The 11,245-nt window shown below is 58.2% G+C and carries 6 protein-coding genes and 1 tRNA gene; 1 reads left to right on the forward strand and 6 read right to left on the reverse strand.

What is annotated here, in order from left to right:
* Positions 1 to 7 precede the first annotated feature (7 nt).
* Entirely contained in the window at positions 8 to 625 is a 618-nt protein-coding gene (locus LI72_RS17305) for an LON peptidase substrate-binding domain-containing protein (RefSeq protein ID WP_033927237.1), read from the reverse strand.
* Positions 626 to 639: 14 nt separating this feature from the next.
* Positions 640 to 1,545, reverse strand: a complete 906-nt coding sequence (locus LI72_RS17310) for a tetratricopeptide repeat protein (protein ID WP_033927166.1) — start codon at positions 1,543 to 1,545, stop codon at positions 640 to 642.
* Positions 1,546 to 1,787: 242 nt separating this feature from the next.
* Between LI72_RS17310 and LI72_RS17315 the strand changes: the two genes are divergently transcribed.
* A tRNA-Gly gene (locus tag LI72_RS17315) sits at positions 1,788 to 1,862 on the forward strand.
* A gap of 236 nt (positions 1,863 to 2,098) precedes the next feature.
* On the opposite strand, the gene LI72_RS17320 is transcribed toward LI72_RS17315, so the two are convergent.
* The 4 genes from LI72_RS17320 to LI72_RS17335 all read right to left on the reverse strand — a co-directional run bounded on the left by LI72_RS17320 (position 2,099) and on the right by LI72_RS17335 (position 10,773).
* Positions 2,099 to 4,570 (reverse strand): DEAD/DEAH box helicase family protein, encoded by a 2,472-nt coding sequence (locus LI72_RS17320; protein ID WP_033927167.1) that lies wholly within the window; start codon positions 4,568 to 4,570, stop codon positions 2,099 to 2,101.
* A gap of 61 nt (positions 4,571 to 4,631) precedes the next feature.
* The gene (locus tag LI72_RS17325; protein ID WP_033927168.1) at positions 4,632 to 8,036 is read right to left on the reverse strand and encodes a DEAD/DEAH box helicase family protein; all 3,405 of its coding nucleotides are present in this window, start codon (positions 8,034 to 8,036) and stop codon (positions 4,632 to 4,634) included.
* 2 nt (positions 8,037 to 8,038) lie between these two features.
* Complete coding sequence (locus tag LI72_RS17330; protein ID WP_081985198.1) at positions 8,039 to 9,235, reverse strand: restriction endonuclease subunit S; 1,197 nt, start codon at positions 9,233 to 9,235, stop codon at positions 8,039 to 8,041.
* Positions 9,232 to 10,773: a type I restriction-modification system subunit M gene (locus tag LI72_RS17335; protein ID WP_033927169.1), complete on the reverse strand. Its 1,542-nt coding sequence runs from the start codon at positions 10,771 to 10,773 to the stop codon at positions 9,232 to 9,234. Before LI72_RS17335 ends, LI72_RS17330 begins: the two co-directional genes overlap by 4 nt.
* Positions 10,774 to 11,245 lie beyond the last annotated feature (472 nt).

Genomic DNA, 11,245 nt, shown 5'->3' on the forward strand with positions numbered 1-11,245 from the left:
GGGGGCTTTACTGCAGTGTCACGCTGGGATCATCGCTGTCGCGCCGACCGAAGAACTGCATCAGCTGCACCAGCAGATCGGCGCGGACCTGCAGCCCCTTGGCTTCCAGCAGCGCCTGCTTGGCCGCGGCATCGAAGGGCGCGATCTGGGCGATGCCGTTGACCAGCGAGCGGTCGTCGAGCCGCGCCACCGAATCCCAGTCGACGCTATAGCCCTGCGCGTTGGCGAAGCGCTGCGATTCGCGTTCCAGGCTTGCGCGTTCGACGCTCGACAGCGCCTGGTCATCCTCGTTCTCGGTGATCAGCTCTGCCTCGATCTGGCGGAACGGGGTGGTGACATCGAGCTCGCGCAGCACGCGGAACCGAGCAAAGCCCTCCAGCACCAGATTGTAGCGCCCGTCATCCAGCGCCTCGACATCGACGATGCGGCCGACACAGCCCATGCCGAACAGCGCCGGCGGATCGCCGGGGCCGCGCGGCTGGATCATCCCGATCTGCCGGTCCCGCGCCATCGAATCGCTGACCAGCGCCCGGTAGCGCGGCTCGAAGATATGCAGTGGCACCTGCAGCCCCGGGAACAGGATGACGCCGCTGAGCGGAAAGATCGAAAGACGCTGGGCGACCATGGCCGGCTTGTCCATCAACCGAACAACGCAGCGGAAAGCTTGCGCCGCGTCGCCGCGACCCAGGGGTCTTCCAGCCCCACCGCCTCGAAGATCTGCAACAGCCGCGCGCGCGCCGCGCCGTCGTTCCACGCCTTGTCCGTCTTGACGATGGCCAGCAGATGGTCGGCCGCTTCGTCGCGCGATCCGGCGGCGAACAGCGCGACGGCAAGATCATAGCGTGCCGCATGGTCATCGGGGGCCGAATCGACCTGCGCCCGCAATCCGGCGATCTCGCTGTCGTCGGCCTTGTCGGCAACCAGCGCCAGCGCGGCCTTGGCACGATCGAGCGCGGGGTCGGACGCGACCTCGGGCGGCAGATCGTCGAGCAAGGCCTGTGCCTCGGCCACCTTGTCGGCCGCCACCAGCGCCCGCACCAGGCCTGAAATCGCAGGCACGCTGTCGGGCACCATGTCGAGGATCTGCAGGAAGATTCCCGCTGCGCGCTCGCCGTCTCCGCCTGCCAGCACCTCTTCGCCCATCTCGATCAGCGGAGCGATATCGGGCATGTCGGGGTCGCCTTCGCCTGCCTTTACCGGCAGCTTGGCGAGCAGCTGATCGAGGATGCCCGCCAGCTGCGATTCGGTGCGCGCGTTGGTCAGGTTGGCGACCGGCTGGCCCTGGAACATCGCATAGACCGTGGGGATCGACTGGATCTGGAACTGCGAGGCGATGAAGCGTTCCTCATCGACATTGACCTTCACCAGCATCACGCCCTTGTCGGCATATTGTTCGGCGACCTTTTCGAGCACCGGGGTCAGCGCCTTGCATGGCCCGCACCATTCGGCCCAGAAGTCGAGAATCACGAGCTTGGTCATCGAGGGTTCGACCACGCTGGCCCGAAACGCCTCGACCGCCTTGTGCTCCTCGGTCGTCAAACCCATGCTTGCCAAGTCCAATGCTCCTGCTGTTGTTCGGGCGATGCCGCGTGATGGCATGGCCTGCGGGTGTTTTGCCCCGCCTGTGCGCCCCTCTTATCCGAAACCCCAAGATGGTGCGCAAGCCGCTTATGCCAAGGGCCGCGCAATGATTCGGCAAGAAATGCAAATTGGGGCTTGCCGGACCAAAAAGCCGATGCTAACTGCGCGCCTCACCTGCTGGATCGCACGTTCGAACCAGCCGCCGAGCGGGCGTAGCTCAGGGGTAGAGCACAACCTTGCCAAGGTTGGGGTCGAGGGTTCGAATCCCTTCGCCCGCTCCAAATCTTAAGATTCCAATAGGGGCCTGAAAAACATGGGAATTTTTCCCATGTTTTTGCCTGTGTAGGAACTGTGTAGAAAAACTTTGGGATTGGAAGGCGCGTTGCGCGGCGTGGACCCCACAATTTCCTGTCACTGCTACCCAGCGAATTCACCCTTCTTTGTGCCCACATGCTCCTCCAGCTATTCAAGCTTGGTCGGCTGATAATCCCGCGACGCCGCCTACGCGCGACCGGTCTTAGGTCTTCAAAGTGGTGGAATATGCATGGACGAAGGCGTCGGCACTGAGTTCGAACTGCGCAAGGCGTGATGCCACAGCGGTCGCGCTCGATGCGGTGTCGGGGTGCGTCAATTGCTTGGCCAATTCCCTCAGGTTATTGCGTAGCTTTTCCAGCCCGCTCGGCACTATGACGCGCATGCCGGTCACCCCGCTGGCACCCTGGCCAAGCTTGCGCTCGGGGTGAATCATCAGGGGTATGGCGGTAGACGCCAAATAGCGCTTGCCGAACCATTCCATGGATTGGCTGAGCTGGCCCGCGTCTTTTTTTGAAATCCCGTCGTCGGACGTCACACCATTCTTGCATTCAATCACGAGGAAGGTGCCATTTGGCAACGCCCAGAGATTGTCTGGGCCTTCCTTGTAATCCTTTTCGGGCCGCTGACTGCTGATGCCCAAAAACCATGCGAGATCGTTGAGCGCCGCTTCGAATTTGTCAGAAGTGTCTGGGCAGAATTTGAGGTCACTACACAGGGCGTCGGCATAAAGCTTCATTGCCGTTGAGTCCATGAAACGAGTCTGATGATTGCCAATCAGCGCCGCAGCCTGCTGTCCCGTAGTCGGCGACAGGGGTTTGTATACCGCGCCATGCATGGGTTTTGTCACCCGTGGCTCCATTGCATGTGCAGCAGCAAGCGTCTTTTGCGCGCCCTGCGCATCAACAGTGTGCTGGAATGCCGCCCTCCGTGACAGCAGCCATGCCTTGACTTGCATATCGTCCGTGGCGTCAACTGCCTGATCGAGGCTTGCCAGCGCTGCGGGATGCTGGTTGGCTCGGGCGTAATCGAAGGCTGCGCGAATAGCGAGCTTGCTCGGGTCGAGCCGCAATTCATCATCGGCCTTGATGCCGATGAGCGCCTTTTTGCTGACCTTTATCCAGTTAGGATCACGGTCGAGGCACTGCTTAATCACTGCCTCAATTTCGGCGAGTGTTGGCGCAGCTAGCTGCTTTGCGATCTTGCGCGAGAGGGCAAGCTGCGCCTGTGTCGCAGGTGTCAGCATTTCCTGCCCCTCGGGCGATCTGAGACGGCTCGTCAGCTTGGCGCCTAGTAAGAGCACGACACAATAATCGTCGTTCGAGCGCACGCCCCGGCCCATACCCTGCTCGATACGCTCCACCTGTCTGCGCAGGTTGACAGCGGTGCCGCTAAGAACCTCGCTATCGACCACATCGGCGTAGGAACTAACTTCGGGTAGCTCGGAAATCACAAGCACACGGCATGCGTCTGCTGGTAGGTCTATGCCGTCATACCGATTAATGAGTACCGTCAGACCGACGTGGCCGCTGCGAAGCTTTTCAACGCCGTCGATGACCTCGTCGCCGACGAGCACTTGATCGGCGTGGGCCTTCCAATCATCGGCGGCAAGTTTTGACGGCACGATGACCACGACATTGACAGTTTTGGCGAGTTTGATGAGCAGGGCGCGTACATCAGTAACAGTCAGTTCGGAATTCAGCTCCTGCGGCATCAGGATCATGCGCTCGCCCATCGATTGCGATGACATTGGAACAATGGGTTTGGCAATTTTAGTCGGGTCTGCGGCGAAATGCGTAGCGATGACGCTATCGTCGGCCAGCGTTGCGGTCATGTAGATGCGCCGTTTGGCGCGCCGAAACGCCTGGATGAGGTCGGTCGCCGGAAAATAAGGTTCGATTTCGAGCTTTTGTCCGCCAATTACACAACGGCATTGAGGAAGAATTTCTTTGATAAGTGGGTAGGTAAACTGGAGGCTCTCATCCGCACGATTGTCGTGCAGCGCTTTCAGGATTTCATTCTGATGGGCATCCCATGACCAGAATGGCACCTCAGTATGAGCCAACGGATCGCCCGATTCGATGTCAAGAAAGCCAGAGGCGCTATAGCCCTTTAAATCTTCGGATAAGATCTGAAAAATCTTACGATACGCGTCGTGGGTGTTTGGCAGTATGATTCTGAATTGGTCGGTGATGGTCGAGACGCATGCATGGGCGTCGTCAATGATGACCGTACCGATGTTAATTTTGCTCGCCCCGACGCCGAATACCGATTTTCCGTTGAACAGCTTATAGACGTTGACGACGCAGATTTTGTCGCCAGCAGCATAGTCGGCGTCTTTGGGGTCATCGGTTACTTCGAGGCCAAGTGCTCTTGCTTCCTTCATGACCTGCTGTGACAATTGCTTGTCGGGGGCCACATAAAGGGCGGGGCCCTTGCCTTCGTTCAACGAGCTTTGGAGCAGCAGGAGGCCGACGATTGTTTTGCCGCTTCCCACATTGAGCTTAATGACGCTGTCGGGCTGGTCGCGGTTCTCGAACCACCGGTTCATGACTTCTGTTTGAATGTCCCGAGGGAATGAGAAGCTTGGGTCACGTGCAAGGGTAAAGAATACCTCGCGCGGGTGGATGACGTCCTGGTCGTCGTCGTCCAGCATATCAGAGAAATCAATTGCCATGTTATTACCTCGTAGTATCCGTGAAATAGGCAGCCGGGCGCTAAGCAATCGCGCCTAAATTCTAAGCCGCTGCCCTCCCGCGCACATCATTCAGCACCTGCACAATCCGTTGCACGTCGGCCTGGGGGAACAAGCCGCTGACGCCCTGATCGTCGAGGTCCGTAAATGGGCTTTCATACAGTCGGCGCGGGTCCATAGCCCCGCGCTCGGTCAGGTACTCAATGATCAGGTTGATGAACTCGATCTGGTTGGCGTTGAGGTTTTTGCCTGCCATGAATTCGGCGAAGGCGTCTTTGGCCGCGTCACGTTCCAACCCAACCAGCGAACGCACAAACAGCCCCAGCCCGCCTTCGGTGCGTAGCTCCGCAAGATCGCCGTCGGATGCACCCGTTTCCTCGATCATGATCCTTTCCAGCTCCGCCAAATCCTGCGGTGTGAGCTGCTCATTGCGCCGGAGCTTCAGGATCGTGATGTGGTTGGCGTGCTGCTTTAAGAAATGCCGCACCTTTAATTGGAAACGCGCCTTGTCGGTGCCGATGCCTGCGTCCGGTAATGCAATCGTCGTACCTTCGCCGATTTCGTCCTCAAAATCGGTATAGACGATACTCCGCTCATCGCCTTCGATCAGCTTGATAAGCCCGCGTAGGCGGCGGCGCATTTGCTCCAACGCCCAGGCATCGATGTCCTGCCAATATTCGTCAGTCTGGAGCTCCAGGATCAGGGCCATTTCGGCGGCGACCATGGGCACATTGCCCAGCTCTTCGAGCCGCGCCGCAATGGCCATGACCTTCTCCTTGCAGCGCGCGAAGCTGGCCTGATGCTGGAGCAATGCAAGCTGGCCGGACAGGACGATGTAATCGAACTGTTTGGCCGTCACGTCATTGTCCTCCAGGGCGGAAGGTAGCCCCGCAATATCGTCGATCAGCGTGGTGCGATCCTCGCCGGAGAGACTTTGCCAGGCGTCTGCCTGTTGGAAATGCTCGACGGCTTTGCGCTTGGCGCGAACGAGGAAGTTATCAAGCGTCATGCCGCTCACTTCGTCAAAGAGCCGCGCGCGCACATCGCGGTCCAGATACTCCAAGCCTTCCGCGCGCTCGTCCTCGGGTAGGTCTTGCAGCAATCCTGCCAGCTCGACGCGCGCGGTAAACAGGCGCTGGCCGAGCGACATGCCGAGCGCACCGTCGGTGAATTTCGGGTTCTGATTGAAGAACTCCAGATTCTGGCAGAAATCGAAAATCAGGAAGTTGTCCTTGTGCCGCCCTGGGCCGAACAGGTCCGGGCAAAGGCGCGTGCCGCGCCCGATCATCTGCCAGAACTTGGTTTTGGAGCGGACAATCTTGAAGAACACGAGATTGACGACCTCAGGCACGTCAATGCCGGTGTCAAGCATATCGACCGAGATGGCGATGTATGGCGCTTTGTCGGGGATCGAAAAATCGTCGATCAGCGACTGCGCATAGTCTGTCTTGAAATCGATCACGCGCGCGAATTGGCCCGTCAGGTGCGGGTAGTTGGCGTCGAACCGCTTGGCGATGAACATCGCGTGGTCGTGGTTCTTTGCAAAGATGATGGTTTTGCCTAGCCGGTCGCCCTCGGCCACTTTGAGGCCATGGGTCATCAAGTGCTTGAGCACTTTGTCCACGGTGTCGGCATTGAAGAGCCATTTGTTGATGGCATTGGCGTCCACATCGCGCGGGGGGAGCTTGTCCTCCCACTCCAGCAAATCCCACTTCTCCTTATCCTCGTCGGATAGCTCGTCGTATTTGATGCCCTCGCGCTGAAACTTCAGCGGCACCGACATGGGTGTTGGTGGCACCAGGAAGCCGTCGGCCACGGCTTCGTCGAGGTCGTAGGCATCGGTAGGCACGCCGCGCTCCAGCTCGAACAGCGAATAGGTGTCGCGGTCGATCTCATCGCGCGGGGTGGCTGTGAGGCCCACGAGCAGGCTGTCGAAATAGTCGAAGATCGCCCGGTATTTCCGATAGATCGAGCGGTGCGCCTCATCGATCACAATCAAGTCAAAATGGCCTGGGCCATATTTTCGCTGGCCGTTCTGCATCTCGTCGATCAGCCCCATCATCGTGGGGTAGGTAGCGACGCAGACGCGCGCACCGTTATGATCGTTTTTCTTCGGGTCGTGCTTTTCGAGCAAATTGGCGCTGGGTGCGCTGGGCAGGTGCGCCTTGAAGTTGTTGTGTGCCTGTTTCACCAGCGCCACGCGGTCGGCAAGGAACAGCACGCGCTTGACCCAATTGGCGCGCATCAACTGGTCGATGAGGGCGATGACGGTGCGCGTCTTCCCTGATCCGGTGGCCATCACCAGCAGCGCCTTGCGCTGATGATCCTTCTCGAACACTTCGCCCACGCGGCGGATGGCGCGGGTTTGGTAGTAGCGCTCGACAATGTCGGCATCGATGCTGGTGGTGGTAAGCGCCCGGCGATTGCTCTTGCGCTGCCGCCACAGCTCCAGCTCGTCCTTTTTATAGAACCCATGCACCGCGCGCGGCGGATACCGCTCGTCGTCCCACAGCCAGTGCTCGTACCCGTTGGTGTAGAAGATCAGCGGGCGGACACCGAATTCCGCCTCCAGGCAGTCGGCATAAAGCTTGGCCTGTTGCTGTCCAACGCGCGCATCGCGCTTGGTGCGCTTAGCCTCGATGACAGCAAGCGGTTTGCCGTCATCCCCCCACAATACATAGTCGGCAAAGCCATCACCGGATGTGCTGGGCATGCCCGTGACGGGGTATTCGCGATCACGCTCCTGATCGAGCGGCCAACCGGCCTCCGACAATAGCAGGTCAATGAATGCATCACGGGTTTCGGCTTCATTGTAATCATGCGTGTCAGGAACGGTGGCATTCGCTGCCACCTGTGCGGCGACCTCAGCCTGAAGGCGTCTGAGCTCCGCATCGAGCGCAACTCGTTCTTCCTCGCTTTTGATCCGTGCAGCCTGTTCCTCGGCAAGGGCTTTGGCAGCGTCTTCACGCTCCTTGGCCAAGGCCTGCAATTTTGCCAGGGTGGAGGCTTCCACCTGCACCGCGCGCGGCAATGCATCGGGATTGAAGGCCAGTGCGGGAGCTGGCTTTGCTCCCCGTGCATAGGTGCGAACTAGCCAATAGCTGAAATGGAACAATTCCCGCACGCAGGTGATGGCATTCTGCGGTGGCACGGCGCGCGTCTCGTGCACCGCTTTGTTGCCCAAATCCTTGATGATGCGTGCCTTGGTGACCAACGCATTGCCGACTAATGTTCGGAAGGTACCCTCATGGATGAGCGCTGAAAGCGCCGTATCGTACGGCGAGCGCAAACTGCGGTCTTTGTCGTACATCCATTTGACAGCGCTCTCCAGCGCCAGACGCGCATGGAAACACGCGCCACGCGGATCGGACAGGGCAAGCGTTTCCGCCTTCCTCGCAAGGCCATAGACCTCGGCAAATTCAACTTGGAGGAAGGCGAACTGCGACACGGCTACAGCTCTCCTTGGAAGGCGCGATGTTGGAGGGCCTTGAAGAGGCTATCTAGATGGGAAAAATGGCCGTTGAATATCCTTTTTTTCTTATCAATCTCATTGGCAATAATGCAAAATCGGTGCTGAAGTTCGATCGGGGGGTATGGAAACTGCAGATTGTCTAAAACACCTGTATTCATGTGAGTAAAAGAACCATCTGGACCTGTCTTCAACCTGCCAACTTTCCCCTTGCAATAAGTCATCAATGACACGAAAAATGTTGGCAATAGATTAGGACCGAAACGCACCCTAATTAAGTTTGTGCTGATGATACTCGTTTTGCCACCCAAATGAGCCACACACATCTTACCAACTGTTCCGGCTCGAGAAATTATCACATCGCCATCGACAACTGAATAGCTCTTAAGTTCTCTGAATTTTCTTTCGGTAATCCACATACGATGTGGCAGTAACATATCACCATCTAGGCCTATGTTATCCATATTCCAAACTGGAATTCCAGAATCAACTACCTCCTCCTTTTTGAGGGCGCTTCCAAATGGGCCGCATTTTGTGCCATCCTTTTCGCTGATGTAGAATTCACGAAGATTTCTGATTGCAAACCCCATGGGGTTAATCACAGGATCGCCGAACATCTCATAAAAAATAGCTTGGCCGAGTTGGTTAAGACGGTCGATGGCGCGCTGGCGCTTGCGACGCAACTCGTCCGCTTGATCAAGGATCGCCGCAATCCGCTTCTGCTCGTCGAGCGGAGGCAGTGGGACTTCGATCCGCTCAACAACAGACTTGGACACCTCCTTGAAGGTCGCGCCGTTGCCTAGCAATTCGATCTCAGCCCGATGGCATTTGAGCCACCAGTACAGAAATGAAGCGTCAACTTTTGGCCCCGGCACCATGCTCTTGAAGCCTTGATTGGTTGCCATCGGCACCGAATTGATCGCTACATGTCCGATGGGAGCACGGGAGCTGAACAATACCGAATTGGCCGGTAGCAGTTCCGCTGCGCAGCTTTTGAGGCCCAATTCTGTTATCTTGCGCGGTGTATCGCTCAGAAACTTACCATTAAGATCAGAAAGGTCTTTGGGCGTGGTCCATGGAACGTCTCCATCCCAAAAATCTGCAGAGCCGCTCTTGGGCGTGGCACCGCCCACGACACGAACACAGTCCTTCAACGCTACAGTTGGCCACGCACTCATCCCAGCATCGCCTCCAGCTTAGTGAGGCCATCGCTGATTACCGTCTCCAGCGCGCGCAGTTCCTTGATGATGTCGGCGGGCTTGTCGTGCGTAACCTCGGCATACTCGACTTCCTTGTAGCGGTTGAGCGAAAGGTCATAGGTGCCAGTTGCGGCGATCTCTTCCTTCGAGACCGTGAAGCTCTGCGCCGTGCGCGGGTTCTCGCGCTCTTCGCTGTCGCGCTTGCTCCAGCGGATCAGCGCGTCGGGCAGGTTGTTCTTGGCATGCTCCTCCGCCGAAAGCGACGAGGTGAATTGCAGCCCAAGCTTTTCCTCGGGCAGCAGCGCGTTGCGCTTATCGTCCAGCGAATAGCCATCCGCCTGCATGTCATAGAACCAGACATGATCCGTGCCGCCAACGCCGGTTTTTGTGAAGAACAGCACGGCGGTGGATACGCCCGCATAGGGCCGAAACACGCCCGATGGGAGTTTCAGCACCCCTTCTAGTTTGTGCTTTTCCACCAGCAGCTTGCGCAGTTCCTGGTGCGCCTTGGAGGAACCGAACAGCACCCCGTCCGGCACCACTACGGCGGCCCGCCCGCCGGTTTTCAATAGGCGGAGGAACAGGGCCAGGAAGAGCAGTTCGGTCTTCTTAGTCTTGACGATCTGTTGCAGGTCTTTCGCGGTGGCGTCGTAATCGAGCGATCCGGCGAAGGGCGGATTGGCGAGGATCAGGCTGTACTTGCCTGCATCGCGGTCATGTTCTTGTGCCAGGCTGTCACGGTAGCTCACATCGGGATTATCGACCCCGTGCAGCGTCATATTCATGCTGCCAATGCGGAGCATGGTGGGGTCGAAATCGAACCCGTGGAACATGCCGTTGTGGAAGTGCTTGCGCAGCTTTTCATCGCGGAACAGTTCCGGGTGGTGGTCGCGCAGATATTCCCCTGCCGCGACAAGGAAGCCTGCCGTGCCCAATGCCGGATCGCAGATGACATCGTCCGGTGTCGGCTGCGTCATTTCCACCATGAGCTGGATGATGTGGCGCGGGGTACGGAATTGGCCATTGGTGCCCGCGCTGGCGATCTTGCCGAGCATGTATTCGTAGAGATCGCCCTTGGTGTCGCGATCATCCATGGGGATTTTGTCGAGCATATCGACAGTCTTGGCCAGTAGCGCCGCGTTGCTGAAACCCAGCCGCGCATCCTTCATGTGCTGGCCGTAGCTGGAGCCTTCTTCGCCCATCTGGCGCAGGAAGGGGAAGACGCGTTCGGAGACGACATCCATCATCTCGCGCGCTTCAAAATGCTTGAAGCGCGACCAGCGAAGATCAGCGTACGGGCGGCCTTGTTCATCGTTCCCATCAGGGAAGATGCGCCGTTCCATCGGAATGCCAAGATTGGCGGCTTTGTTTTCTTCAAGCGTGTGCAAGTCATCGAGCCGCTTGATGAAGAGTAAATAGGTGATCTGTTCAATCACCGATAACGGATTGGAAACACCGCCCGACCAAAACGCATTCCAAATCTGATCCACCTGATTGCGGATTTCACCCGTTAACATGAAAATTAGCCCCTCATTGGTGCGATATTTGTTTGGGAGCTAACTTACTGGAATGGCTTGCTGCTTGCAAAGCAGGAAATGGCCATCGGCGTGTTTTATCGCCGAGAATAGGCGCATGCGTGGGGCACCGGCCCCGACGTGCCAAAGCCGTAAGGGGCGGTCATGCGACCGCCCCTGTCATCGTGCGTTCGGTGATGACGCGCATGACAAGGCGGCCCTGGAGGGGGATCGCATCGCAGGTGATGGAGAAGCCCATGCCGTCCTGATTGGGCTAGGCGGCACCGATGGGCGTCCAGCTGGCGTCCTTGCCTTCGCCAATGACAAGGTAGATGCGGTGGGTCGGTTTGCGACCGGGATTGCTGGTGGTGGTCATGATGATGCTCCTTTGGTGATGATCCGCGAGACCATCTCGCGGCTTCATGGGGAGCCAAGGGCACGGCGCATGGAGCCGCTGGTCACACCCCGCGCGCCA

Origin of the sequence: Sphingomonas sp. 35-24ZXX (assembly GCF_000786215.1) — a bacterium.
Lineage (GTDB): Bacteria > Pseudomonadota > Alphaproteobacteria > Sphingomonadales > Sphingomonadaceae > Blastomonas.

Bases quoted from the DNA above. Each gene is read 5' to 3' on its own strand.
- LI72_RS17330 (WP_081985198.1), bottom strand. From the start codon at position 9,235: ATGAGTGCGTGGCCAACTGTAGCGTTGAAGGACTGTGTTCGTGTCGTG.
- LI72_RS17305 (WP_033927237.1), bottom strand. From the start codon at position 625: ATGGTCGCCCAGCGTCTTTCGATCTTTCCGCTCAGCGGCGTCATCCTG.
- LI72_RS17310 (WP_033927166.1), bottom strand. From the start codon at position 1,545: ATGGGTTTGACGACCGAGGAGCACAAGGCGGTCGAGGCGTTTCGGGCC.
- LI72_RS17320 (WP_033927167.1), bottom strand. From the start codon at position 4,570: ATGGCAATTGATTTCTCTGATATGCTGGACGACGACGACCAGGACGTC.
- LI72_RS17335 (WP_033927169.1), bottom strand. From the start codon at position 10,773: ATGTTAACGGGTGAAATCCGCAATCAGGTGGATCAGATTTGGAATGCG.